31 protein-coding genes are annotated in these 24,598 nt (G+C 61.1%); 8 read left to right on the forward strand and 23 right to left on the reverse strand.

Annotated features, from left to right (window positions below; all coding sequences use genetic code 11):
• Positions 1–82: 82 nt before the first annotated feature.
• The 9 genes from SD425_RS26870 to SD425_RS26910 all read right to left on the reverse strand — a co-directional run bounded on the left by SD425_RS26870 (position 83) and on the right by SD425_RS26910 (position 5,371).
• Positions 83–952: a DUF4238 domain-containing protein gene (locus tag SD425_RS26870; protein ID WP_324679924.1), complete on the reverse strand. Its 870-nt coding sequence runs from the start codon at positions 950–952 to the stop codon at positions 83–85.
• 83 nt (positions 953–1,035) lie between these two features.
• Positions 1,036–1,218 (reverse strand): hypothetical protein, encoded by a 183-nt coding sequence (locus tag SD425_RS26875; protein WP_044518383.1) that lies wholly within the window; start codon positions 1,216–1,218, stop codon positions 1,036–1,038.
• A 103-nt stretch (positions 1,219–1,321) separates the two neighbouring features.
• Positions 1,322–1,753, reverse strand: coding sequence for an arsenate reductase ArsC (locus tag SD425_RS26880; protein ID WP_324679931.1), 432 nt, complete (start codon positions 1,751–1,753; stop codon positions 1,322–1,324).
• 25 nt (positions 1,754–1,778) lie between these two features.
• Positions 1,779–2,885: an ACR3 family arsenite efflux transporter gene (arsB, locus tag SD425_RS26885; protein WP_324679933.1), complete on the reverse strand. Its 1,107-nt coding sequence runs from the start codon at positions 2,883–2,885 to the stop codon at positions 1,779–1,781.
• 18 nt (positions 2,886–2,903) lie between these two features.
• Positions 2,904–3,398, reverse strand: coding sequence for a GNAT family N-acetyltransferase (locus tag SD425_RS26890; RefSeq protein ID WP_324679935.1), 495 nt, complete (start codon positions 3,396–3,398; stop codon positions 2,904–2,906).
• Positions 3,399–3,410: 12 nt separating this feature from the next.
• Positions 3,411–4,184 carry a metallophosphoesterase family protein gene (locus SD425_RS26895; protein ID WP_324679937.1) on the reverse strand — a complete coding sequence of 258 codons (774 nt, stop codon included), beginning with the start codon at positions 4,182–4,184 and terminating at the stop codon, positions 3,411–3,413.
• A 70-nt stretch (positions 4,185–4,254) separates the two neighbouring features.
• Positions 4,255–4,719, reverse strand: coding sequence for a DUF6428 family protein (locus SD425_RS26900; RefSeq protein WP_324679939.1), 465 nt, complete (start codon positions 4,717–4,719; stop codon positions 4,255–4,257).
• 41 nt (positions 4,720–4,760) lie between these two features.
• On the reverse strand, positions 4,761–5,111 hold the full coding sequence (locus tag SD425_RS26905) for an ArsR/SmtB family transcription factor (RefSeq protein WP_196288698.1): 351 nt from the start codon (positions 5,109–5,111) through the stop codon (positions 4,761–4,763).
• Positions 5,111–5,371, reverse strand: coding sequence for a hypothetical protein (locus SD425_RS26910; protein ID WP_324679943.1), 261 nt, complete (start codon positions 5,369–5,371; stop codon positions 5,111–5,113). Before SD425_RS26910 ends, SD425_RS26905 begins: the two co-directional genes overlap by 1 nt.
• A 163-nt stretch (positions 5,372–5,534) precedes the next feature.
• Here SD425_RS26910 and SD425_RS26915 point away from each other — a divergent pair, with 163 nt between their 5' ends.
• The 8 genes from SD425_RS26915 (at position 5,535) to SD425_RS26950 (ending at position 11,140) form a co-directional block, all read left to right on the forward strand.
• Positions 5,535–5,858, forward strand: a complete 324-nt coding sequence (locus SD425_RS26915) for a hypothetical protein (RefSeq protein ID WP_324679945.1) — start codon at positions 5,535–5,537, stop codon at positions 5,856–5,858.
• 99 nt (positions 5,859–5,957) lie between these two features.
• Positions 5,958–7,592 carry a DUF4942 domain-containing protein gene (locus SD425_RS26920; RefSeq protein ID WP_324679947.1) on the forward strand — a complete coding sequence of 545 codons (1,635 nt, stop codon included), beginning with the start codon at positions 5,958–5,960 and terminating at the stop codon, positions 7,590–7,592.
• A 97-nt stretch (positions 7,593–7,689) separates the two neighbouring features.
• The gene (locus SD425_RS26925; RefSeq protein WP_324679949.1) at positions 7,690–7,968 is read left to right on the forward strand and encodes a hypothetical protein; all 279 of its coding nucleotides are present in this window, start codon (positions 7,690–7,692) and stop codon (positions 7,966–7,968) included.
• Between the two features lie 63 nt (positions 7,969–8,031).
• A complete protein-coding gene (locus SD425_RS26930) occupies positions 8,032–8,331 on the forward strand; it encodes an antitoxin VbhA family protein (RefSeq protein WP_324679951.1) in 300 nt (99 codons plus the stop codon).
• Between the two features lie 87 nt (positions 8,332–8,418).
• Positions 8,419–9,510, forward strand: a complete 1,092-nt coding sequence (locus SD425_RS26935) for a Fic/DOC family protein (protein WP_324679953.1) — start codon at positions 8,419–8,421, stop codon at positions 9,508–9,510.
• A 65-nt stretch (positions 9,511–9,575) separates the two neighbouring features.
• Positions 9,576–9,899, forward strand: coding sequence for an antitoxin VbhA family protein (locus tag SD425_RS26940; protein ID WP_324679955.1), 324 nt, complete (start codon positions 9,576–9,578; stop codon positions 9,897–9,899).
• A 174-nt stretch (positions 9,900–10,073) separates the two neighbouring features.
• A complete protein-coding gene (locus SD425_RS26945) occupies positions 10,074–10,424 on the forward strand; it encodes a DUF6922 domain-containing protein (RefSeq protein WP_324679957.1) in 351 nt (116 codons plus the stop codon).
• An 8-nt stretch (positions 10,425–10,432) separates the two neighbouring features.
• Positions 10,433–11,140, forward strand: coding sequence for a nucleotidyl transferase AbiEii/AbiGii toxin family protein (locus SD425_RS26950; protein ID WP_324679959.1), 708 nt, complete (start codon positions 10,433–10,435; stop codon positions 11,138–11,140).
• Positions 11,141–11,170: 30 nt separating this feature from the next.
• Here SD425_RS26950 and SD425_RS26955 read toward each other — a convergent pair whose 3' ends face one another.
• The 14 genes from SD425_RS26955 to SD425_RS27020 all read right to left on the reverse strand — a co-directional run bounded on the left by SD425_RS26955 (position 11,171) and on the right by SD425_RS27020 (position 24,477).
• Positions 11,171–11,716 carry a hypothetical protein gene (locus SD425_RS26955; RefSeq protein ID WP_324679961.1) on the reverse strand — a complete coding sequence of 182 codons (546 nt, stop codon included), beginning with the start codon at positions 11,714–11,716 and terminating at the stop codon, positions 11,171–11,173.
• Positions 11,717–11,866: 150 nt separating this feature from the next.
• Positions 11,867–12,730 (reverse strand): conjugative transposon protein TraN, encoded by an 864-nt coding sequence (traN, locus tag SD425_RS26960; protein ID WP_324679963.1) that lies wholly within the window; start codon positions 12,728–12,730, stop codon positions 11,867–11,869.
• Positions 12,731–12,742: 12 nt separating this feature from the next.
• Positions 12,743–13,936 (reverse strand): conjugative transposon protein TraM, encoded by a 1,194-nt coding sequence (gene traM, locus SD425_RS26965; protein ID WP_324679965.1) that lies wholly within the window; start codon positions 13,934–13,936, stop codon positions 12,743–12,745.
• Positions 13,937–13,945: 9 nt separating this feature from the next.
• On the reverse strand, positions 13,946–14,560 hold the full coding sequence (gene traK / locus SD425_RS26970) for a conjugative transposon protein TraK (protein ID WP_196288826.1): 615 nt from the start codon (positions 14,558–14,560) through the stop codon (positions 13,946–13,948).
• 38 nt (positions 14,561–14,598) lie between these two features.
• Positions 14,599–15,711 (reverse strand): hypothetical protein, encoded by a 1,113-nt coding sequence (locus SD425_RS26975; protein WP_324679968.1) that lies wholly within the window; start codon positions 15,709–15,711, stop codon positions 14,599–14,601.
• 45 nt (positions 15,712–15,756) lie between these two features.
• On the reverse strand, positions 15,757–16,143 hold the full coding sequence (locus SD425_RS26980; RefSeq protein WP_324679970.1) for a hypothetical protein: 387 nt from the start codon (positions 16,141–16,143) through the stop codon (positions 15,757–15,759).
• 36 nt (positions 16,144–16,179) lie between these two features.
• Complete coding sequence (locus SD425_RS26985) at positions 16,180–16,827, reverse strand: hypothetical protein (protein WP_324679972.1); 648 nt, start codon at positions 16,825–16,827, stop codon at positions 16,180–16,182.
• 31 nt (positions 16,828–16,858) lie between these two features.
• Positions 16,859–17,506, reverse strand: coding sequence for a hypothetical protein (locus SD425_RS26990; RefSeq protein ID WP_324679974.1), 648 nt, complete (start codon positions 17,504–17,506; stop codon positions 16,859–16,861).
• 29 nt (positions 17,507–17,535) lie between these two features.
• Entirely contained in the window at positions 17,536–20,022 is a 2,487-nt protein-coding gene (locus tag SD425_RS26995) for a TraG family conjugative transposon ATPase (protein ID WP_324679976.1), read from the reverse strand.
• Between the two features lie 26 nt (positions 20,023–20,048).
• The gene (locus SD425_RS27000; RefSeq protein WP_305021249.1) at positions 20,049–20,381 is read right to left on the reverse strand and encodes a DUF4133 domain-containing protein; all 333 of its coding nucleotides are present in this window, start codon (positions 20,379–20,381) and stop codon (positions 20,049–20,051) included.
• A 10-nt stretch (positions 20,382–20,391) separates the two neighbouring features.
• Positions 20,392–20,709 carry a DUF4134 domain-containing protein gene (locus SD425_RS27005; protein WP_305013227.1) on the reverse strand — a complete coding sequence of 106 codons (318 nt, stop codon included), beginning with the start codon at positions 20,707–20,709 and terminating at the stop codon, positions 20,392–20,394.
• 51 nt (positions 20,710–20,760) lie between these two features.
• Positions 20,761–21,588 carry a hypothetical protein gene (locus SD425_RS27010; protein WP_324679980.1) on the reverse strand — a complete coding sequence of 276 codons (828 nt, stop codon included), beginning with the start codon at positions 21,586–21,588 and terminating at the stop codon, positions 20,761–20,763.
• A gap of 223 nt (positions 21,589–21,811) precedes the next feature.
• Positions 21,812–22,576 carry a LytTR family transcriptional regulator DNA-binding domain-containing protein gene (locus tag SD425_RS27015; protein ID WP_324679981.1) on the reverse strand — a complete coding sequence of 255 codons (765 nt, stop codon included), beginning with the start codon at positions 22,574–22,576 and terminating at the stop codon, positions 21,812–21,814.
• 32 nt (positions 22,577–22,608) lie between these two features.
• Positions 22,609–24,477, reverse strand: coding sequence for a sensor histidine kinase (locus SD425_RS27020; RefSeq protein ID WP_324679982.1), 1,869 nt, complete (start codon positions 24,475–24,477; stop codon positions 22,609–22,611).
• Positions 24,478–24,598 lie beyond the last annotated feature (121 nt).

A 24,598-nucleotide genomic window follows, 5' to 3' on the forward strand; every position in this document is an offset into this window, starting at 1 on the left:
CGCATCCTGTGAAAGATTGCGCGAAACGTGGGGAGTGAACCTGGCTGATAGTTGCTCAGGGTTTCGAATTTCGCTAAAGGGACTAGGCGATGAAGTCAAATAAGAGCTTCGTGAGCTGTCCTACTTGGTTTTGAGCTTGCATTGCGCTGTACATCTGCACGATGGTTTCCAAGTGCGTTTTGCTCCTGCACGCAACGTAACGCGTGGAATAGTGAAGGGTAGCTAAGTCCTTCTGGATAGTAAAAATTGGGCTTTTAATCCGCTTCTGAGCCCCGTGCTTGTAAACAAACGTATCGGTAGCGCTTAGCGGAAAGATGAAGTCTTCCAGCTTGCTATAGTCAGCATTGGGCCTTTCCAGTAGGGGGCAGTCTCCAATTACGGAGGGAAACCGTTCATCGGACTGCGAGTGAATAAACCAGCTGGCGTGAATGTCGGTAAGTTTATTCTCGTCAAACAACGGCAGCAGGGGCAATAAGATACGCTTGGCCTCTTTGATAGCATCCGAATCCACCAACTGGTTCAGCGCGTTCTGGTCCACTGGTTTAGCTTGGTCGATGGGCCGGATTTCAGCCTTTAAGTCGGCCAGGCTCAACTCCTCTTTCAGTCGGCCAAACTCCGGGTCGCTCGCCGGTATGCGCCATTTAAGGGAGCTGGCCAGTGCAACAATGCTCACCACTTCTTCGAGAGAAGCTTGTCGGGAGAGCAGGACATTTTGCAAATCGGCGGCGGCCTTGTCATCCAAAGCTGCATACAGGGCTTCCAGATGGTCTTTGGGCTGGCCGTGAAAGAGAACCGTATTCCGGTCCATTTCAAAGAATATGGCCTTCGGGCTTTGCCGCTGCTTGGCTATTCTACCCGTCTGCTTATCAAGCAAGTAGAGCATTCCATCCGCATCCGCGAAATTCTTGATGAGGAACTGGGGAATGTAGTGGTGTCGGCGTGATACCTGCATTAGCGGGGGCAACAATTAAAATAAAAAAGCGACTCCGTTTCGGAGCCGCCTTTTTGTTGAGAAAAAGCAGAGTAGAAGTAGTGCTATTTGCCCCCCTTCTCTTTTCGCACGCCTTTGAAGGGCGTACCATCTTGCTTCACGTCCATGAACTGGCCGTTGGTGGTGTTCCGCTTCACGTATTGCTCCGTGACGGGGTTGAAAACTTGCGAACGGTCGCGCACTGCGCCGTTGCGGTGGCCGTCGCCGGCCGGTTTGTTAGTTGCCATATAGCAGGGCGAGAGGGAAAAACTCTCTTTACCTCAACCGTGCGTTTGAGCTAAGAATTCCGCGTAAGACTCTACCAGTCTATACAACTGTTATTCAGCCACTTTAAGTTGTCTGGAACTGCGCCTGAACGAAGTCGTGGGCGTAGGCTTTCACCTGGTCGCGCACCGCGCGAAACTGCTGCATAATTTCCTCATCGGTGCCCGTGGCCTTGGCCGGGTCGGGGAAGTTGTGGTGCAGCTTCTTGGCGGTGGACGGGAACACCGGGCACACTTCGTTGGCATGGTCGCACACCGTAAGCACGTAGTCGAACGGCACGGCGGCGTACTCGTCGACGTGGTTGCTGGTGTGATGCGAGATGTCCACCCCGTCTTCGGCCATTACCCGCACGGCGCGGGGGTTAAGGCCGTGCACCTCGACGCCGGCGCTGTACACGGCGGCGCGCTCGCCTAGCTCTTGGCCGAGGTAGCCGTGCAGCAGCTGGCTGCGGCAGGAGTTGCCGGTGCAGAGCACCAGCACGTTTTTCTTTACAGACATGACAAGGAATTAAAGCAGGGAAGGGTTACGCGGCCGGGGCCACCGTTTTGCCGCCGTACCAGCGGCGGCGGAACCAGAAGGCCAGGTTGACCAGCGCAATTAGCGCCGGCACCTCAATCAGCGGACCGATAACGCCCGCGAAGGCCTGGCCCGAGTTCAGGCCGAATACCCCGATGGCCACGGCAATGGCCAGCTCGAAGTTGTTGCCGGTAGCCGTGAAGGCAATGCTGGCATTCTCGGCGTAGTCGGCTCCCAGGTACTTGCCGGCAGCGAAGCTGAGCACGAACATGATGCCGAAGTACAGGGCCAGCGGCAGCGCAATGCGCAGCACGTCGAGCGGCACCTGCACGATGGTTTCGCCCTTGAGGCTGAACATCACCACGATGGTGAGCAGCAGCGCCACCAGGGTAATGGGGCTGATGGCCGGGATGTACACTTTCTCGTACCACTCGTCGCCTTTCAGGCGGCGCAGCACGGTGCGTGAGAGAAAGCCGGCCGCGAAGGGAATGCCCAGGTACACCAGCACGCTCTGCGCAATGTCCCAGATGCCGATATTCACCGCGTAGCCTTTCAGCCCGAAGTAGGGCGGCAGCACCGTGATGAACAGCCAAGCCAGCACCGAGTAAAACAGCACCTGAAAGATGGAATTGAGCGCCACCAGCCCGGCCGCGTACTCGCGGGAGCCGTCGGCTAAATCGTTCCAGACCAGCACCATGGCAATGCAGCGGGCAATGCCGATAAGAATCAGGCCCATCATGTATTCGGGCTTGTCGGGCAACAGCCAGATGGCCAGGAAGAACATGAGCAGCGGGCCCAGAATCCAGTTCAGAAACAGCGAGAGGCTGATGATGCGCGTGTTTTTGAAGACCGTGGGCAGCTGCTCGTACTTGACCTTGGCCAGCGGCGGGTACATCATCAGAATCAGGCCGATGGCCAGCGGCACGTTCACCGTGCCCACCGAGAAGTAGTTGATGGCCCCGTTGATGCCCGGCACGAAGTAGCCCAGGCCCACGCCCAGGGCCATGGCCAGGAATATCCAGAGCGTGAGGCCCCGGTCAAGGCCCGAAAGTTTCTTTTCGGCCAGCGCGGCGGGTTCTGGGGCGGTGGGCAGGGGTTGGTTCAGGGCGGTCATAGAAAGTAAGCTGTTGAGTTAAGCGACGCCGACAGTGGGGCTGCGCCGCTCCATCTGCACCGTATTGCGCCACACGCCGTGGTGCTGGCCAATCCGTTCGCGGTGGCCGATGACGCGAAAGCCGGCCTGCGTGTGCAGGCCAATGCTGGCTGCATTCTCCTCGAAGGTGCCGGCCTGCAGCGTCCAGATGCCGTGGGCCTCCGAGTCCGCAATCAGTACTTGCAGCAGCTGCCGACCCACGCCCTGACCGCGCGCGGCGGCGGCGATGTAGATGCTGATTTCGGCCACGCCGCCGTACACGCAGCGGCTCGACACGGGCGAGAGCGCCGCCCAGCCCCGCACCGTGCCTTCCTTATCGACGGCCACCAGGCGGCTGTGCGCCAGGTGCGCCCGGTCCCAGGCCTCCCAATCGGGGGCCTGGGTTTCAAACGTGGCGTTGCCGGTGGCAATGCCGGCTTCGTAGATGGACTTTACTGCCGGCCAATGGGCTTCGCTGAGTGGTTCAATGGTCATAATTAACTCCGATTAATAAGCCTTGCGCAGCATATCGGCGTACTCATTGGGCAGCGGCGAGGCTTCCACCGCCTGCGCGGCTTTCTCCACGTCGTATTCCACCCGCACCAGTTCCGAGCGCACGCTGCCGGGGTCGGTGAGCGAAGTGTTTTGGTCGAGGTGCAGCAGCTGGTAGGCGGCGCGCGGGTCGCCGTCCTTGGGCTTGCCCACCGAGCCGATGTTGAGCGCGTGGCGGTAGCGGGTTTCGCCGTCCACCTCGTAGGCAAACGTGCGGTGGTAGGGCTTGTGGGTGTGGCCGAAGAGCATGATGTCTGCGTTGGCCTCGGCCAGCACGCGCAGGAAGCTGGCCTCCGGCCGGTCCTCAAACAGGTACTCGTTGATTTTGCGGGGCGAGCCGTGCACCATCAGCAGGTTCAGGGTGCAGGGCTCCTCCTGAAACTCCAGGCGCATATGCTTGGGCAGCAGGCGCAGGTAGCGCCGTTCGGCATCGCCCACAATGCGGTTGGTGTAAGCGATGCTTTGGGCACCCAGGTCCTTTTCGGTGTCGGTTTTGTAGGCGCAGCCGCAGTTGCTGCTGGCCAGGCCGATGCCCTGGTCGTAGTTGCCGGCCAGCGTGGGGATGCCGCGTCGGCGTACCTCGTTCACCACTTCGTTGGGCCAGGGCGCATAGCCCACCAGGTCGCCGAGGCAGAAAATCATGTCGGGCCGGCGCTGCTCCATGTCGGCCAGCACCGCTTCCAGGGCCGGCAGGTTGCCGTGCACGTCGGAGAAAAACGCAATTGTCATCGAATGCAGAAAAAATGAAGGGGAGAAAGTCAAACGGCGCGACCCGCTGGGGCCGCGCCGTTGGGCCGTGTTAGCAGCACCCGCCGCCCGGGGTGCAGCTGCCGACCGTTTGCAGCTGGGGCAGCGCAAACGACTGGGCGGCTGGAATGCCGCAGGCATCCTGCGCCAGGCAGGCCGTCTGCTTTTGGGTCAGCACGAAGTCGTTGCCTTCGCGCGTGAGGCCGAACTTGCCGATGGTGGCTTGCTGGTACTCCACTTCAATGTCCAGGTCGTCGGTGCCCAGAATGCGCTGCGACAACTCCAGGATGTGCAGGAATTTCTGGGGGGCTAGCCGGTGGTCGTAGTCGCCGGCCTCCCAGAGCTGGAAGTTGGCCACCGTCTCGTGGCGCTCCACGCCGCCGCAATCGATGAAATGCTTGCTGACCAAGCCCACTTCCGTGACGTGGAAGTGCGCGGGCAGGTACTCGCCCGTGGGTAGGCGGAAATTGATGGCTTCCACTTCAGCCAGGGACTTCTTGATTTCAGAGATTTTCATGGCGTTTCGTTGTTAAAAAGAGGATGAAAAGTTGAGTGGGCCTAGCAGGCGCAGGCATCGTCCGGGCCGCAGACCGCGCCGCTAGTAGCCTCGATGAAAAAGGCGGTGAACTGCTGGTGCACCTTGTGCAGCAGCTCGGTATTGAGGCAGTAGCACACCGTCAGCCCATCAATCTCGCCGCGAATCAGGTCCAGCGCCTTCAACTCCTGCAGGTGCTGCGACACGGTGGTGCGTGAAAGGGGCAGCTCGGCGGCAATGTCGCCGGATATGCAGGTTTGCTTGCTGGCCAGAAACTGGATGATGGCCACCCGGGCCGGGTGGGCCAGGGCTTTGGCCACGCGAGATAGGTACTGTTGCTCTTCGGTGAAGGCGGCGGTTTTGGCGTAAGTCATTAGGCGGAAGCAGGAAGTGCGGAAGGGACAGCTGGTGCGGCGGCCAGCAATTGAGTGAGCAGGGTTTCGGCCCGCTGGTAGGCCCGCTCTTCGGCGGCCTGCAGGCGTTCCTCGCCGCCGCCGCCCGGCAGGCCGTTGTAGCCGCCCTGGGTCTGGAGCCGGAGGCCTTCCAGCACCAGGCATTCGGTGCGCAACACCCGTTCGAGCACCACGCGCAGCAGGGGATGAGTTAGGTTATCCGCGTTGGAAGACATAGGCATCAGAAGCAAGGATGGACGTATGTCGCAAATATACGACATGATGTGACGTAAGTTTACGACATAGCTTAAATTTTTCCCCGCATGGCCGAATACAGGCTGTTTTAAGGGATTATGGGAGGGCGAGCCCGCTGGACCAGACTATGCAGAAGTCCGCTATGCTACCGTGCTGCGCACCGCTCCCTTTGCTCGCGCTCTTCCTATCCTTCTCGCAAAACCCCACCGCGCCGGCCCGGCCCAGGCAGCGGCGCTTACTCGGGAGCGGGGCCGGCTCTCCTCTGCTCCCGCTGGTCGCGCCGGAATACCGGCCCCGCCCCCGGTGCGCTTTGCAGCCCCGGCCGGGCCTCCCTCCTTTCATTGGCTGCTGGCCGAACCGGCAAGGGCCGGTACCGCCAGCGGCGTGCTGGGGCCGGCGTACCGCCGGCAGTTTTTTATAAGGAACAAGGGGGAAGAAGGAGTTGGTGCAGTCAAAACAGCAAGCGGATTTTAGCTAAATATTGTTGTCTTTTTAGCAACAAAAACGTCTGAAATTGCGTTTAATAGAATAAGCAAGTGATTGTACACTATCACCTTATCCCTTTTAAGCGCCATGCTCAATCCTGAGTTCTTCCCTACCCCGGCCGCCGTTATTCAGCGCATGCTCGACCCGTTTTTCAACCCCGCTTCCACCGGCGACGAGGAGCCGGGCAGCGACCGGTACCGCCGCTACAACCCGGCCGCGGCAGCCCTGCGCAAGCTAACCATTCTGGAGCCCAGCGCCGGCAGCGGGGCCATCGTGGACGAGCTGACGGCCTGGCTGGACCGGGAGGACTACCACAGCCGCAGCGGCAAGCAAAACGTGTATTGCTGCGAAGCCGACCCCGAGCTACGCGCCGTGCTGCACGACAAGGGCTACAAGGTCATTGCCAACGACTTCCTGAACTACCGGGGCGACCATTTTTTCGACCTTATTATCATGAACCCGCCCTTCTCCAACGGCGACCGGCATTTGCTCAAAGCCTGGGACGTGGTAGCCGCCGGCGGCGACGTGGTGTGCCTGCTCAACACCGAAACACTGGTCAATCCCTACTCCGAAACCCGGCAGCTGCTGGCCCGCCTCATCGAGGACCATGGCACGAGCGAGGCCCTGGGGGCCGTTTTTGCCGAAGCTGAGCGCCCCACCAACGTAGCGGTAAGCTTGGTCCGGCTGCACAAACCCGCCAAGGCCGACCGCCTCACGTTCGAGTTCAGCAGCCGGGGCCGCCGGGGGCCGGAGCTGGATGAGAACCTGTTTGCCAATGCCGTGGCCACCCGCGACGTTATTGGTAACATGGCCGCCGAGTACGAAGGCCTGAAAGCCCAGTACGCTGCCTACCTGCAGGCCCGCGAGGGCATGAAATTCTACGCTAAAAGCCTGCTGCGCAGCGAATACCAGGACGTGCTGAAACTAGCCGAGGCCAGCCTGGAGCGCGGCAGCTTGCGCACGAGCTACAACAACTTTGCCGACGAGATGAACCAGCAAATCTGGGGGCTGGTGCTCGACAAGGTGAACATCCAGAAGCTGATGACGGCCGACGTGCGCCGCAACTTCGCGGCCTTCAGCAAGGCCCAGGGCTACCAGGAATTCACCCACGAGGCCGTGGCCGAGCTGGTGTCATTGGTGCTCGACAACCGCGAAACCATTATGGAGCAGGCCGTGGAATCGGTGTTCGACACCTTCACCAAGTACCACAAGGAAAACCGCCTGCACGTGGAGGGCTGGGTCACCAACTCGCAGTGGAAGGTTAACCGCAAGGTCATTCTGCCCTACGCGGTGGAAGAAAGCTTCTCCGGCAAGGGCTTCCGCGTTAACTGGAGCCGCCGCGACGACTACGCCGACATCGACCGGGTGATGTGCTACCTGACGGGCGAGAATTACGATACCTGCGTGGGCATCGATACGGCCCTTGACCGCTACGGCAACCAGAACCCCAACCCGAACGGCGTATGGACGGTGTACAGCCGATTCTTTGAAATCCGGGCCTTCAAGAAAGGCACCGTGCACCTAATTTTCCGCGAGGAATTTCTCTGGCAGGAGTTCAACCTCCGGGCCTGCGCCGGCAAGCAGTGGCTGCCCGGCCCCGAAATGGCCGCCTACCGCGCCCGCCAGGCCAAAGCCGCCACCACCAAGACGCACCCCCTGGTGCCCGAGGCGGAGCAGCTGGCCGCGCCCGGCACCCAAATGCAGCTGCAGCTTGCGGCCTGAGCACCGTTGCCAGCGGGCGGGTTGCCGTCCGCTGGTACGCGCCGGGAGTAGATTGCCCTGCTGCTCCCATAATGCCGGGAAGCGTTATACTGCCTGCATGAAAACCCCATCCCCTCCCTCGGCTCCGCCCGGCGCTACCCCGCCGGCGGGCCAGCAGTTCAGCTACCTGCTGCGGCACGGCCGCTTCTCCTTCACCGAGCGCGAGCTACAGGAGCACCTGCAGATGACTTACCGCACCATCAAGCAGCGCGAAGCCGACCCCTCCGGCCTGACCGTGGCCGAGGCGCTCCGGGTAGCCGAGCTGCTAGCCGTGCCCGTGCAAGTGGTGTTAGATGCGGCCCTGGCCGATGCGCAGGCGGCCGGGGCGAAGCAGTAGGGCGGTTTGGCACATTTTTGCCTAACTTTCGTTTGCCGTAGTAGACCACTCAGGCGAAACAACATGGATACCCTCGTAAAATTCGGCCCCAAGGAAGCAACCCGCGAGCAGCGCCAGGCGCTGTCGGACCGGGCAGCCGCGCTGAACGCGACCCAGGACCGCAAGCTGAGCCCCTTTGCCGAGCAGCTGAGCCAGCGCTACATCAACGGCGAGCTGAGCCTGGCCGAGGTAAACGCCCAGCTTGATGCCCACTACCAAGCCCAGACCCAGACGCCGGTACCCACGCGGGGCGCCGATGGCATCCTGGCAGTGGCGCCACGGCCGGCACCCACCGTGGCCAAGGCCCGCTCTTTATCGCACTAGCCCTTCGCTTCTTAATCTATTCGCTAACGCCCTGCCGGTTGGTGGGGCGTTTTGCTTGCTTACCCAGTTCCCGCGCGGCTTTCCCTTATGACTGACGGTTTTACCGACCCCCACACCGGTGTCCTGATTAACAAGCTCAACATCACCGATGAGGACAAGCTGGCCGAGGTCGAAGGCAACCGCTTCCACTTCCGCCTGCTGGAGGTGCTTGCCGGCCACGTGGAAATAGCACCCCATAATGCCCAGGGCCTGCAGGCGTTGCACCGCCACCTTTTTCAAGATGTGTACCCCTGGGCCGGCGAAACGCGCGCCTGGGGTAAGTTCCAAGCCACCAAGTCAACTTCGGCCGATAAGGACGGCCCCGGCCTGTACACCATGTACTTTGGCAGCTACCAGCAACTGCCCGTGCACCTGGATGCCATCGGGCAGCAGCTGGCCGCTGAGCGCTTTCTGAAAGGGCTGGACAAAGACCAGTTCGTGGCGCGGGCCGCCTACTACTTCGACCAGTACAATTACGCCCACGCCTTTCGGGAGGGCAATGGCCGGACCCTGGGCGCAGCTTTTCAAGTGCTGGCGGAGAATGCCGGCTACGACGTGAATCTCGTCGCGCAGTCGCACCCCAAGCAATATAACCAGGCCCGGGACTACGCTATTCTACGGCCTACCGGGAACCCGGAAGCCGATTTGCAGCCGCTCCGCGCCTTCTTCGGCCAGATTACCACGCCTCTCCCGGAGCTGGTGCTAGCCCCTGCTGCGCCCGTGCCAGTGTCTGATTTTCTGCAGCGCATGGATGCCATGCGCGAGGTACAGCAGAGCCAGGAGCCCATCTGGCGGGCGCTGCTGGGAGGGCGCCACACCGCAATAGCCCGGCAGATTATGCAGGGCACCCGCGGCGTGGTGCATGCCGATGCGCAGCAGCCGGCGCGGCTGGCCATCCTGAAAACCGGAGCCGAGCTACTGGAGCAAATGCCCGCCAAGATGGAAGATGCCCGGCTGCGCCAGCGCGTGGCGCGGTTGCTAAAGGCGTTGCCCCTGGTTACGGTGGTGCTGCTGGTGGTCGGGCCGCCGCTGCAGGCCGCGCCATCCACCGGCCCGGAACCACCGAAAGCACCCGTAGCCAGCAAGGACGAGCTAGTTCAAAAAGCACCGGAACTGAAGCGTCGAGGCCCTAAGTTGTGATTTCGAAAGCGAGCTGATTTGGGGCCTCCCAGAACGCCGGTGCGAGCTTTTATACGTATCTTGTAATGGTGGAAAAGGCCCTCTATTTCTCCGAAAACGAGCAAACCAAGCAGCAGCGTCGCGAGGTGGTGAAGTTTGCGGTTGGCGTGTCAATGAGCCAAAATCGCCCGCCCTCGGCGCTCCTGGTAGAGCTGCAGAACCAATATATTGCCGGGCAGATTGACTTGGAGCAGTTGTCGGCCGCGCTCGATGCCGAGTACCAGCCGGCCCCTGGCCCTGACCCCTTCGCCAGGTATGCGCCGGGAGCCAGCCCGCAAGGGGAGTCGGCCTATCAGTACGAGCCGTATCTGCACTTTGATGAATCGAGCGTAGGCCCTCGCCTGCCGTAATGATAGCTTTACTAAATCCGGCTGGTTTAACGCAACCATAGGCCCTAAAAAGGTGTTTAAATAGACCAGGAGTTGATTCTGCCTGTCTCCCTTTAGTCCCCCAATCTAAGTTTGGGGAATATGCTTTGCTGCCACACGAGAGGCTACTAGCCCCGGCTCACATATCCTGTACTCATGGAAAAGCATACCCCTTCTGCTACAGTTGCAACGCCCGAGCCGCAGGTCGTGCCGGCCCCATTAGCCGAGCACCTGCCCACGCTCCTCTGGGACGTAGACCCTGACACCATCGACCCGCAGGCCATGGTCCGTACCATCGTGCAGCGCGTCATTCAGCGCGGGAGCAAAGAAGATTGGGCCGCCATGCTGGAATATTACGGCCGACCGCGCGTGCAGGAAATCGTCGAAACGGTACCCTATATGTCGGACGCCGCTATTGCGGCCGTGTGCCAGTTCTTCCACATCGAAAAGGAAACGCTTAGATGCTACCAGCGCAAGCAGTCGATACCGCAAACCTTCAACTCCTAGCGCAACTCATGCAGGAGCCCTTGCTGAAGCCGTTCGTCCTGGTAGGGGGAACGGCTTTGGCGTTACATCTGGGCCACCGTCGCAGCCGGGACCTCGACCTTTTTTCGGACGGCCCTACGCCGATTGACGGAGAAATCAAAGACCTGCTGATAAGCGAATATGAGATGCGCGCCGACGGCGCGCTCCAGCGCATGAGGGCGCAGGAGCCGGAATGGGACAAAGCTGCCATCCAGGGCGTCATCGGCCAAGTGAAAACCGATGTGGTGAACTACGGCTTCCCGCTGTTACGACCGGCCGTGCTCTATCCCGGCTCCAACATTCGCATGGCCTCGCTCGAAGACTTGGGCGCCATGAAGCTGGCCGGCGTGGTGATGAGCGGGGAGCGGCTCCGCGACTTTGTGGACGTGGCCGCACTGAGTGAAAAGCTCACTCTGAACCAGATGCGCCAAGCCTACGAGGGCCGCTTCAACACTTCCTCCTCCGAAGTGCCCCGCGCCCTGGCTTTCTATGGCGACATCGACTTCAACATGAAGCCCGAAATGCAAGGCTACCGCTGGCCCGCCATTGCTACGCGCCTGGAGCAGATGCAGCGCAGCCCCGACCGCTTGTTTCCACCCATCGTGGAGCAAAGGCTGGTAATGCCGGTAATGGAGCAACTACGGGAAGTTAACAAACAAAAAGCCCCCGAGCCGAAGCGTCGAGGGCCAAAACTGTGACAGCCTAGTGTGAAAAAATAGTCTTGAGCATTACCGCAAGGCCCAGTTATATCCCCGGCGGTAAGACCATAGCGCCAAGCTGGGGGCGATGTCTTCGGTGAAGCGGTAGCGCCCGTAGGCAAACAGGGCAAACGCTGCCCCGAGGCCCCAGCCCCATACTGGACTGGCTGTGGGAAACGAGCTGGTGACAAACTGCCGAACCAGCCATCCGGGCAATAGGCAAGTAACCGCTACGCATATTGAGAACGGCAGTAGCCAGAGCCAACCCTCGCGGCGATGCTGGGCAACCACTAAGCCTTTCAGCCAGTAGAGGCCGGCATAAAACAAGTAGGCCATGATACCGATTCCCAGCAAGCGGACTGCCCCGAGCACTGGCCCAAGAAAATCCAGGGGAGCCATTACAACGAAACCCAGCATCAGGAACGGTGCCGCCAGCAGCACTTCTACCACCACCCGGGACCCCGCTATCAATACCCAGCCAATCAGTTTGCCAAGTCCTTGCCCCACCTGCCGCGAGGCTTGGTAGGAATACTGCTCGTTGCGGCCTTCGTCGAGTCCTCTTTGGTAGTCTGACATAGAAGTGCGAATAGTGGAAGGCAACGTGCCTCACCGCTGTTCCAGCGGGGAAACGAATGCCCTTAGCTGCTTCTAAACGGCGAATGAAGCCTTGGTGTTCCTGTTTGGCCGTTTCTGAACGGGCGGACTGCTTTGTAAACGGGCCAACCCCTACTTAAAAGAGCGAGCTTTGAGCAGGTCAGAATTTGCCAGCTTGAGCTTAATGTTGCGCCCGCCGCCCTTCTCATACACCTCGATGATGAGCTGCTTTTGCTCGGGGATAGTGAATTTCTTGAAGATGTAGACCTGTTCGAGCTGGCCTTTGGCGTCAATCTTTTTCAGCCCGCCGTTGAAGACGTATATGGGCGTGATTTCCAGGGCCTGCTCGGCCGTGCGTTTGGCCACCTGCTTATCCTGAATGTAGAATTTGACGAAGTCTACGTCGTAAGTCACGTTCGACTTATTGGCGATGTGCAGCGGGAAAAACAGCGTTTCCTGCTTGTAGCCCACGTTTCCGGCGCGCACACTTAGCTGGTTGGCACTCTCGCTGGCCGAAGTGCCACCCGCCGCCAGCGCCTGCCGGGAGTAAGCATCCAGATTGCCCTGCGGGATGGGCGAGTTCGACAGAATGGCTTCGCCCTGTGCCGACGAGGCCGACCCGGCAGCACCGAGGTCGAGGCTGAGTACCTTGGGGTCATGCTGGTAGTTCACCACGAAGGAATAGAGCTTGCCATCGGAGGTGAGCACGGTCATGTTAGATTCCGGAAAACCGGCCGACGCCGCTTTCACCCGCACGATGTTTTCCGCGCCGGTGGCCTTGGCCGCAATCAGGCCCGAGCTGCCCAGGTCGACGTAGGTGACCGGAAAGGGGAATACCAAATGGGTGGTTTTCTGGTCGCTGATGTAGAGCGGATAGGTCGGCAGCTTGTTGGCTTCCGAGTATTGTAGCATTCGGGCAGCCGACGTTTGAGCTCTTATTGGAGCGGCGGCTAGACTGAGAAAAAGTGCGCTGGTAGCAAATAGGGTGGTTTTCATGGGAAGGAGTTGTTAGTCTTTGTCTACTTTGAGCATCACGTTGTAGCCGGCTTTCAGGCGGACTTTGACCAGGCGGATTTTCTTCTGGCCGATACCTTTCACGGCACTCACGGCCACGCCGGCCGCGGCGGTCGCGGGGTTGGCACTCATAGTCATCATGTCAGCCGCCCCCAGGCTCTCCGCGCCGGCCTGCTTGGCGGCGTCGCGGGTAATGGCGCCGGGAATGTGCAAGCCTTCCAGCCCGTCCACGTCGTACACTTCCAGCGCGGCTGGAAACACGCTGTTGCCCGATTTCAGCGTTTCGATGGCAATGCTCAGCCGCTCGCCGGCCAGGCTGCACTTGCCGTAGATGAAAGTGTTGGCTGGCAATGAGTGACCGTTGATGACGGCGGACTCAGTGAGGCGCATCTTCACCAGCGAGCCACTCACTACTTCCTGCGATTCGTGGATGACGGCCGGTAGCGTATTGCCGTCGCCGCCCGCGCCGGTGTCAGCATCAAAGCCCTGAAAAGAGGCTGTGCGCTTTCGTCCCGGTCCGTTGGAGCCCAGGCGCGACACCACGGCATCATCGTCCACAGCGCGCAGCCGGGTGCTGGGCTTCTTCTTTTTAGGGGCTACGGCCACTGCCCGAGGAGCAGCCCCTCCCCCACCAGCGCTATTCGACTGGGCCAGCATCGCGGCCATTTGTAGCTGGGCCTTTTGCTCGGCTAGGTCGCGCTCGTGCTGCGTGCGCATCAGCTCCATTTGTTCCTGCGGCGTGAGGGCTCCGGGTTGAGTCGCCGGGGCGGCGGTAGTATTGGCACCACCATTTAGCTGGGCCTGCTGCGCGGCAATGAGCTGCTGCTGGGCGGCGGCCACCGATTTATCCACCGAGCCATTGGGGCCGGCTTTCCCATCGGCTCCAATGCCGTAGGCCAGGCCGGTACCTTTCGCCGTGTCCAGTTTAGCATCGACCAGGCCCCGGTTGCGCATGGAATCGACCGGGCTGGCGTAGGCTTCGAGCTTGCTGGTAGTGATGGTGGCCTTTTCCGCTTTGGGCAGGTTGGTGTTGAAGCCGGTTGCGGTGCTCTGCGCTGCTGCCTGCGTACTCTGCCCACCGCCACCCAGGTAGAACATCACGGCCAGAAAGGGCACACCCACTACCGGCAGGAAGGTTGCCATCTTGCGGGTGCGAAGAAATTGCGCGTCGTGCGGTTTGGTTTCCATGGGAGCAGATTAGCGGGGCTGGGTATTCAAATCCTCATTCTTCAGCACCCGCCAGTTCTCCATCAGGAAGCCGTGGGGGTTGTTTTCCGAGCGGGTCACGTCGCGCAGCGAGCATTCGGAGAGGAAGTTGCGGTTGGTCACCGAGGTGGCCCGGATGACCCGTTGATGCCCGTAGCAGCGGGCCACCATCGGCCGCGAGTTGGTGACCACCACGCTGTCCACGGTCATTTCCAGGCTGATGTTGGCGGCAATCAAGTCGTTGTAGAAGCCCTTCTCTTTGAAGTTCTCATACTGCCGCTTGGCCGAATTGTCGGCCAGGTACAGGGCCTTGTTGACGTTGCTGTCGATGGCCTTCTGGTCAGGGTCGAGGGTGAAAAACAGCTCGTGAAAGCGCGTGACGTGGCTACGGGCCTCCACCGGCCGGTTGGCCCGCGCATCCTGCGCCCCGGCCGTGAGCAGCTGCCCGCCTTCCAGCACATAGATGCGGTTGGCCGCGGCGTTGGTAGACTGAAACGCGAAGTATGCAATGGTGCCGGCCAGCACCAGCACGGCCACAATGAAGAGCAGCGCCAGTGTTTTGACCTGCTGAAAAGCCGAGTCGATGGTTTTAAGTGACGCGAACATAGCGGGATGGGAAAGTGAAAGAATGAGGAGCGACTCCCCTAGCCACGCAGGCGATTGATTCGCTCGCGCACCGCCGAGCCCGCCCGGTGGCCGAAGGATTCGCCCCGCGTGGCATTGCTGCTGCCGCCCATGCCGGCTAGTCCCTGCCCCGCGCCTACGGCGGCTCCCAGGCCATCGGCCCCGGTGCGCAGACCTGCGCCGCCCGTGGCTCCGGCGATGCCGGCTGCCCCCACCGTGGTAGTGGTGATAAATGAAGTAGCGGCGCGGCCTACGCCTGAGCCGTCGATGAGCATGTCAGCTGCTTTGGGCACCATCAGGTAGCCCACGATGGCTAGCACCAGCAGGCACAGATAGCCGATGTCGGCTGATTCGACGCTGCCGCCGGCCTGCAGTTGTTGGATGTTGCTATTGAGCATCGTGACCTGCACGTGCGCCAGCACCGCGGCGTAGATGTTGGCCACTGGCACCCACAGCGAAATGGTGATGAAGTAGCCGAACCACTTCATCAGCCCGCCGCCAAAACCGGGAATGATGGCGATGCCGAAAGCCAGCGGCCCGGCCACGCTGAGCAGCACCAGCAGGAAAGTAGAAATGAGGCTAATGGCCAGCTTGGCCGCCAGCGCCCCTAATTCCAGGATGGATTTGGTCCATTCCCGGAAGTTTTGCCCGACCGAGTATTGCACTTGGTTCATGGCCAGCGTGGCTTTGCGGCCGATGTCCAGCGCCCCAAGCTTGCCCAGGTCTTCCTCGTACTTCTCGTTTATCTGCATATCCGACTTGGCCTTGGCATCGGCGGCCAGCCGGTCCCGCTCACCCGTCAGCCGGTTCACTTCCCCCAGTTGCCCGAGGCGAATGGCATCAGTGCCGTGGGCCACGGCCATGGTGATGCCGCGTAGGCCCGAGCACAGCGGCACAAATAGCAGAATGGCCAGCCCAATGGCGAACGGCCGCAGCAGTGGAAAAAAGTCAATGGGCTCGGCCCGGGCAATGTGGCCCCACACCCGGCTGCTGATGAAAAGCAATGCTCCCACCCCACCAATAGCGCGGCCCAGGTTGATGAACTGCGCGGTAAACGTCAGCATCTCGGTGTAAATCCCTTCGAGCTTTTGCTCATACAGGGCCATGTTGAGGTCGATGGAAGTTGGGTCCATGGGGTAGTTCGAAAGTTGAAGGGATGGGAAGTCAGGAAAGGCAGCTTAAGGCAGGTAGTGCTCGTCGTGCACATTGGCCAGCCGCCGGGTGCCCCGCGCCAGAATGCCCGCTTCCTTCGCGGCCAATTCCCCGACCAGTGTGGTTTGCGCCGGGTCCTGGGCCTTGGCCGGGTCGAGTTGGTCCAGTGCGGTCAGGTTTTCCTTGCTCTGCTGCACTATATCGTCGAAGCGTTGCTCCGAATCCTTGATATGAGCCGGGCTGAGCTTTTCGGGGCCGGTGAGCGTGGGAAGCAGCGCGACGTACTGCTTTTGCTGCGTCAGTAGCTGCTCATGCTGCTGGTGAATGGTGGCCACCCGTGGGTCCGGCTTGGCCACCTCGGAACTGCAGCTGATAGCCAGCAGCGCCAAGGGCAGGCAAAGGAAAGTTTTCATAAGTCGGAAGTAGGGATTGGGTAGGAAGCTGTCGCGCTAGCGGGCCGTCATGAAAGCGCGCATCGATTCGCGGTCCTGCACCTGCTGCGCCTGCTGTTGCGCAATAGCCCGGCACTTGCTGCTGAAGTAGTTCATCAGGTTGTGCTGCTCGCTGATGCGGTCGGCGATGTTGTCGATGAATTCGATGCGCTCCGGGTCGGTCATTTTCGCCTTGCTGGCGCTGAGCACTCCGGCCAGCTCACCCATCAGGGCAATGTTTTCCGTCAGAATGCCTTGGTACACCGTCGAGGCTTCGCTGAGCTGGGCCGGTGACAATTGCTTGGTGCGCAGTTCAGGAATGATGGCTGAAAACTGGCTTATCATCTCGCTCTGGTGGGTGTAGATTTCCCGCACCCGGCGGTAGTTGCGCACGCCGGCGCTGATTTGCAGCAGGCTGCTGTACCACTGGTCGTGCAGGGCTTGGGTCTGGTCGATAACGCCCTTAATCTGGCCGCTGACCTTGGTCATGTCGCCCGCCAGCACCTTGCCCTGCCCCAGCAGCGTAGTCGAAATGCCCTGGTGCACCACCTGCTTGCGGGACTGGTCTTCGGCAATTGGGGCCGAGATAACGGCCGGCATTTGTGCGTAAGCCGGGCCAGCCAGCAGGGCCAGGCCCACAACGAGGAGTTGAGTGCTTGATTTCATAGTAGTTAGCCTGTGAAAGTGGAAGTAGACCTTAGCGGGCGCCCATTAGCGCATTGAGTGCTTGCGTGTCCTGTGCTTTCTGCTCGGCCAAGTGCATCTGCACGAGGTTGCGCTGGGTGAAGTAGTTGATAAGGCCCAGCTGGTCGGTGATTTTGGCGTCGAGCTTGTCAATGAAGCGCATCCGGTCGGCGTCGGTCATTTTGAGCATGGCCGGGCTCACGATGGTCTGCAAATCCGAGAGCGTATTGGCACTTTCGGTTAGCATCTTGGTGTAAATCGTCGTCATGGCCGAAAGCTGCTCCGGGGCCACGTAGGGCGACTGGCGCAGGGTTTCGATGGCCGTCGAGTAGTTCTGAATGATGCGGCCCTGCTTCTCAAACACCGATTGCACGCGCCGGTAGCCACGCACCGCCGAGCTGACTTGTAGTAGACCGTCGTACCAGGTTTTGGCCAGCTGCAGGTTCTTTTCCGAGAAGACCTTTGTCAGTTCCTGCTCCTTCACGCCAGCCTTCACCAGCACGTTTGCCGCCGAGGAAAGGCCCTTCATGGTATTCTGCAGGCCGGTTTGCACTCCCGACTGCACCTCCAGCACCGGGGCCGTAACCACGAGCTGCGCGGAAGCCTTGTTGATGCCAAAACCTAGTAAGGCCAAGCTTAAGAGCGTGATTCTCGTTTTCATATTTTCCCCTTTGGTTCAGTTCAAATGCCCTACCCTTCGCGCAGCTCGTTGGCGAAAAGCTTGATGGCCGTAGGCATATCGCCCGTCTGCTTGAGCTTCTCGAACAGCCGCACTTTCTCGGTTTCCTCGGTGGTGTAAGTCACGTATTCTTCCTTCGACACCTCGATGGCATACACCTTCGACACGACCCCGCCCAGGCTGATAAACACCTCCGTGTAGCGGCCCCGGGTGGCCTTGTTGTCGCGGTTGATGCTCAGCACCAAGTCCTTTTCCTTGGGCGTGAGCGAGAGCAGCGCCTGAATCTCATCGAAGCGGTTGATGAACTTGCGTTGGTCGAGCAGAATCTTGCAGTCGGAGTTGTTGATGATGGCGTCCTTGACAATCTCGTTGCCGATAATGTCGTCGATTTCCTGCGTCACCACGATGGCCTCGCCGAAAAACTTGCGCACCGTCTTAAAGAGATACTTGATGTAGGCGGCCATGCCGGGCGTGGTCAGCGCCTTCCAGGCCTCTTCAATCAGAATCATTTTCCGTACTCCTTTCAGCTTGCGCATCTTGGAGATGAAGGTTTCCATGATGATGAGCGTGACCACCGGAAACAGAATGGGATGGTCCTTGATGTTGTCGAGCTCGAACACGATGAAGGGGGCTTGCACCAGGTCCAGCTCCTTTTCAGAGTTCAGCAGGTAGTCGTACTCGCCGCCCCGGTAGTAGGGCTTGAGCACGTAGATGAAATTGTCGATGTCGAAATCCTTCTCCCGGACCTTTTCCTCCTCCAGAATCTTGCGATAAGGTCCTTTAACAAACTCGTAGAACGTGTTGAAGCTCGGCTTGATAAGCTCATTTGCTTCCAGCATCACGTAATACAAACTCACGGCCGTGGAGAGCGAGACATATTCCGACTGGCTCACGCTTTCGTCGTCCTTTTTCCAGAGCGCCTGCAGCAGCGTTTTGATGGATTCCTTCTTTTCCACATCCAGCTTGCCGGATATCAGGAAGGGGTTGAAGGCAATCGGGTCGTCCTCCTCGTAGGTGAAGTACACCCCGCCCACCAGCTCGCAGAGGCCTTTGTAGGAGTTGCCGGTGTCCACCAGCAGCACGTGGGCGCCCTGCTCGTAGTACTGGCGCACCATGTGGTTGGTGAAAAACGACTTGCCCGAACCCGAGGGGCCGAGCACGAACTTGTTGCGGTTGAAGATGATTTGCTTCTTCATCGGCTCATCCGAAATGTCCACCAGCACGGGCTTGCCCGTGAGGCGGTCGGAGAGCTTGATGCCCTTGGTGGCCCCGGTGCTGCGGTAGTTGGTTTCGCAGGCCCAGAAGCAAACGGCCTGCTCGATGAAGGTGTAGAAAGTTTCTTCGCTCGGAAAGTCGCCCGCATTGCCCGGGATGCCGCCCCAGTAGAGCGCGGCGATGTCCACCGTGTTCTGCCGCGGCTTGCAGTTCATGGCGTTGAAGGCGGCGTTCACTAACTTGCGCACTTCGGTCAGCTCCTCCTCGTGCCGGCCCCAGGTGAGTACGTTGCAGTGCACCCGCACCGGTCGGCGCTTGTGGGCAATCAGCTCGTTGAGGAAGGCGTTGTAATACTCGAAGTTGATGGCGTTCTGCCGCGAGTAGAGCGAGAGCGAGTTGAGTCGGTCCTTCTTCTGCTCGAAGGTTTTGACCGTCTTGGTGGTGTTGTCCAGGAACACGTACTGGTTCAGGATGTGGTTGGCACCCAGCAACAGCCCCAGCGGGGCGGCAAACGAAATGGGGAAGTCCGAGTACTCGGTGCTGTATTGCTCGTAGCGAATGTCGGTTTCCACCGAGGTGGGCAAGTCATCGAGGTTGGCCACCGAGAACATCTGGCAGAACTCCGCCCCCACTTTCAGCCCTTCAGTCAGGTCCAGGTCCACCTGCAGGGCCTGGTCGGACAAATCCAGCGCCAGGTATTTTTCCAGCAGGCCGGCCTTTTCGGCCGTGCCGGCCAGCTCATCCGAGGTGAGCCGGTGCGAGCGGATGTAGGGCGCGTTGGTGGGCCCCACCCCTTCCAGCGTGCGCACGAACTGGCCCACGTTGTCGAAAAAGCTCTCCAGCACCTTGGTGTCGAGCATGTCCTTGGGCACGATGTTGCGCCGGGCCAGCAGCCCCGAGGTGCTGCCCCAGTTGGGCCGCTCCGACGAGGTTTTGGTGATGTAGAGGTAGCAGAAGTGGTTGAGGAAGGGCCGCTCGTTGAAATGGCGCTCGTAGGCCGAAGACAGCAGCGTGCGCTCGGCCTCGAAGCCGGGGGCGTACTTATCCTCCACGTACCAGTCCTGCTTGTGCACCACGCAGTGGTCGGGCAGCAGGCGCACGGCTTTCACGAAAGCCGCCTGCAGCTGGGCGTAGTCTTCTCGCGAGAGGGTGAAGATTTCCGGCAAATCCAGCCGAAACGCCACGGTCACGTCCGCATTCTTCGAGATAAGGCAATCCTTCTCCACCTTGTAGATGGGCTGCTTGGATTCCAGGGAAACGGAGGGCAGAACCTTATTGCTCATAAGCGGGAAAGCACCCAAACCAGCCGCTAGGCGCGGCTGGTCGGGTCCTCGTTGAGGCGTTGGAATAAGCGGCTGTGCCGGTTGGTGATGTACTTAGGCGAGGAGCGCCGGGCGGCGGCCTTCATCAGCCCGTGCTCGCCGTAGCGGCGGTTCAGGGCGAACACCCCGGCCCACATCCCGCCCCCGGCCAGGAAGGTGACCAGCACCGTGAGCACCAGCGGCAAGCCCAGCAGGTAGCAGGTCACGAACAGGGCAAACACCAGCCCGATGCCGGCGGCCAGGAAGTAGATGTTGCTGCCCACCAGGCCCTTGAATTCGACGGGCTTGTTGATGCCCCGATTGAGGTCGTAAATGGGCATGGGCGGCGGCTTAGAGGAAGAACGAGCGTACCACCGTGGCCACGATGACCAGGAAAATCATCGAGCCAAACCACGACACGGCCGTTTTCTGGGTGTCCTGGTCGCCGGCGTTCCACTTGCCATACACCTTGATGGCCCCCACCAGGCCCAGCACCGCGCCAATGGCATACATGAGCTTGGTGAGCGGGTCGAAGTAGCTGGTAACCTGGGTGGTGGCATCCTGAATGCCGGCCGTGCCGTTGCCGCCGCCGGTCTGGGCGTAAAGCAGTTGCGAGCTGAATAGCAGGACCACGAGGGCCAGCGAGGTAACGAAAGGTTTCTTAGTCATGGCAAAGGAAAAGGAGTCAGGAATCAATGATTAGGGAGAAATAGCGCCGCGCTACTCATCGTCGGGTCCGAAGAGGTCATCCAGTTCGGCGTGGTTGAGGGCCATCTGCTGGGCCATTTGCTCGGCCAGGGTGGTGCCGGCGAGCTCGACTGGCGGCGCGGGCTGCTGGCCGGCTTGCAGCAGGGTCAGGTATTCGGCAACCGAAGCGGCGGCCACCAGCCGGGGCGGGTCCACGGGGGCAATGTCCAGCCGCGAGGCTACCGGCTCCTCGAAGCTGGCCAGCGGCTCGTAGCCATCGGCCACCAGGGGCAGTTGCACGGTTTCCGGCTCCAGAACCCCGTCAACTGCCGTATCCGCCGCCACAGAATCCGGGGCCAGGTTATGGGCTTCGCGCCGGACTAGGGCGGCCAAGTGCTCATCGGCTTGGTCGGCTTCCTCGGTGCGATTTTCGTCGAGCACCTGCGCCTCATCGCCCGCGGCAGCCGTCGCCTCCATTGGCGCGGTGTCGCTGGTGCTTTCGTCGTGGCCAGTGGCCGTGCCAGTGGAGTCAGGCAGTGCACCGCTGACTAGCGGCTCGGCGGCCGCCGGCAGGTTCTGGTCCGCCCCGGCTTCGGGACGTTCTGCGTCATCGGCTTCTGCCCGGGCTTCGGTGGCCGCTGGCGTAGCTTTGACAAAGGCCGAGGTGGGACGCACCAGCGAGGGAGGTGCCACCGCGCTGCCGCCCGCGCCGGCGAGCTGGGCAGCAGCCATCTTTTTGCCCGGCGTCAGCAGGGCCGTGAGCTCTACCCGGTAGTAGAGCAGGCCCACCACCAGGTAGTAGAGAACAACCACAACCAGGACGAAAAGGCCAAACTGGCCCCAGGAATAGGCGCTGAGCATCGCGGGGAAATAGCGTGGCACCCCAGGCCGACCGGCCCGGGCGTGAACTTGCCAAACCGTGATTTGACGCTACAAACCTATCCGGGCTATAAACTGCTTGGGTAGAAAGTTGACGAATGGTTAGAATTCGATGGTGAGGTGCAGCCCCGACACACGAACGGCACGCAGCTCCGGGGGCAAAACCGGGCTGCGTGCCGTTGAAATGGCCATTGGTGGTGGGTGGCTACCCCACCAGGTGGATGCGGTTTTTCAGCTCGTCCTTGCACGAGCGGCTCACCGGCACGTACTCCTTGCCCAGCAGCACGCTGCTTTCCTCGTAGGCCTGCACGTGGTCCAGGTTCACGATGTGGGAGCGGTGGGTCTTGAAAAACTGGTCGGGCAGCTTCTGCTCCAGCTCCTTCATCGTGGAGTCGAACACGAAGCTTTCCCGCACGGTGTGCATGCGCACGTAGTTCTGCAGGGCCTCGAAGTAGAGAATGTCGGCGAGCAGCACCTTGACGTGGCCGGAGCCTTTGCGCACAAACAGATAGTCCTTGAACTTGGGGCAGCGCTCGGCCGTCCCCAGCACCTCCGTGCCGGCGGCATTGGCGGCATCCAAAACCGGGCCGGTGGGGCCGGCCTGGTAGGCATTGTAGAGCGCCAATTCCACCTGCACTCGCAGCGAATCATCGGTGAAGGGCTTGACCAGGTAGCCGTAGGGCTGGGCCAGCTTGGCGCGGTTCAGGGTGTCGGCGTCGGAGCGGGCCGTGAGAAACACCACCGGCACGGCAAACTGCCGGCGAATGAGCAGGGCCGCCGCGATGCCGTCGCAGTCGCCGGCAATGTTGATGTCCATCAGCACCAATTCCACGGGCTGGGTGGCCAGCACGCGCAGGGCCTCATCGCTGTTGTCGACGGGTTCGAGCGGGGTGTGCCCCAGCCGAACCAGCGTGCGTTCTATCTCAGCGGCAATAAGCAATTCATCTTCAACTATGAGAATGGTAGACATAGGGTGGGATAAGGGCCACACCGGGAGCCTCGTCATTCACGAGTAACCTCCAGATGCGTGCCCGTGGGAAAGGAACGGGTCACCACCAGCTTCGCTTTCAGCTGTTTGGTGAGCGTGCGGACCAGCTGCATACCCAGGGAGTGGGCTTTGACCGGGGCGTCCCCAGCGGGCATTCCGCCCCCGTCATCGGCGACGGTGAGCTGAAAGCCGTCGGGACGACTGGTAAAGGAAACGTGCAGGTGGCCCTCGGGAAGGCCCCGAAAAGCGTGCTTGTACGCATTGGTCACCAATTCGTTCACCACCAGGCCCAGCGTGCTGGCCTCTTTGGGGCTCATGATTACCGGGGCCAGGTCCGCACTCAGCTGGATGGTTTGCTCGGGCGTAGTAAGCGCCGTTTTCAGAGAATCAAGCAGTTCGCGCAGGTACTGGTCCATGCGTACTTCGGCCAGATTATCGGCTTGATATAAGAATTCATGGACTAAAGCCATACTCTGAATTCTTACCCGACTAGCATCCAGCGCGGCCACCAACGCGGGCTCGGGCAAGGTGCTGGCCTGCCAGCCCAGCAGGCCGCTCACCAGCTGCAGGTTGTTCTTCACGCGGTGGTGGATTTCCTGCAGCAGTACCTCCTTTTCGGCCACGGACCGGCAGTTGGCCTGGTTAGCCACGGCCAGCAGGGCTTTCTGCCGGCGCAGCCGCCAGTACAGCCAGCTGCCCACCCCGATGGTCGTTGTCAGCCCGCCCAGCAGCAGCCACAGCGAGTGCAGCTGCGCCCGCTGGCTGCGCTGCTCAAATTCGGCGGCCCGCTTCTGTTCCGTCAGCAGCTTCACGTCGTAGCGCACCTGCAGTTGGGCCAGGGCCTGCGCCTTATCGCCGTTGAACAGGGAGTCGCGCAGGTCCTGCGCCCGGTTGTCAAGGTCGAAGGAGCGGCGCATCCGGCCCTGGTCGGCGTGGGCCCAGGCCAGGTTGGCCAGCGCGTCGGCCTCGTAGTCGGGCATTTTCAGCTCGCGGGCCAGGGTGAGGGCCAGCTCCGCCATCCGCTGCGAAACGGCCGGCTGCCCCTGCAGCCGGTACACGCGGGCCAGCGCCAGCGCCGAACTGGCTATCTGGGGCCGAAACCCGTTACGCTGCATGATGCGCAGCGCCCGGTTCATGTTCGTAGCCGCCGAATCCAGCGTGGCGGCGGTCTGGGGCTGAATCATGGCGTACACCTCGCCCCGGAACTGGTACACGTAGCCCAGGCCCCGGGCATCCCTGGCGCGCTGCATGTAGGGCAGCGCTCGGGTCGCGTAGTGCAGCACCGAGTCGTAGCGCTGCATCACCAGAAAGGTGTTGGCCAGGTTGAGCAGCAGCCCGCCCCGCTCCCGGGGTGGAACGTTGCCCACGGCTCCTTGCTGCTGGTAGGCCTGCCGCATGTACTTCAGGCCTCCTTTCACATCTTTGGTATCGACCGCTACCAGCCCCATGCACTGCGTGAAGCGCCACTCGTCGGGTAGCCGGTGCACCCTGGCCACGCCGGCGCCCTCCTGGCTGTACTGCATGGCGGCCACGTAGTCGGCGGCCCGTTCACAGTTCACCACCAGCTGGTACAAGCCATCGGCCACACCCGGCCAGTCCCGCCGGTGGCGGGCCAGCTGCACGGCCTGCTCCCCCACCCGGCGGGCCTCCGGCTCATCCTGGGCAAACAGGGCGTCGCTCAAGGCGCGCAGCGTCTGAAACCGGACCGAGTCCGGCAGCTGTGGCCGCCGGGCCACTTCGCGCAGCGAGTCCACGGTGGCGCTGTCCCCAGGCGAGGCCAGGCTGTTTTCGGCCGGCAAACAGGTTGCGCGGGCTACCGTACCGGCCCACAGCAGGGCCAGCACGGTCAAACGCTTACCGCCCGCCACGTCGCTTCGACGCACCTTGGGGGCTGGGAATGAGAGGACTGCTGGTACGCATTGCTGGTAGAAAATAGGGCCCTCCCCTACCCTGCCCAGGTGGGCCGGCAGCGGAGGAATAGTTTGCAATAGGGATGGAAGAACC

The organism is Hymenobacter sp. GOD-10R (assembly GCF_035609205.1).
Classification (GTDB): domain Bacteria; phylum Bacteroidota; class Bacteroidia; order Cytophagales; family Hymenobacteraceae; genus Hymenobacter.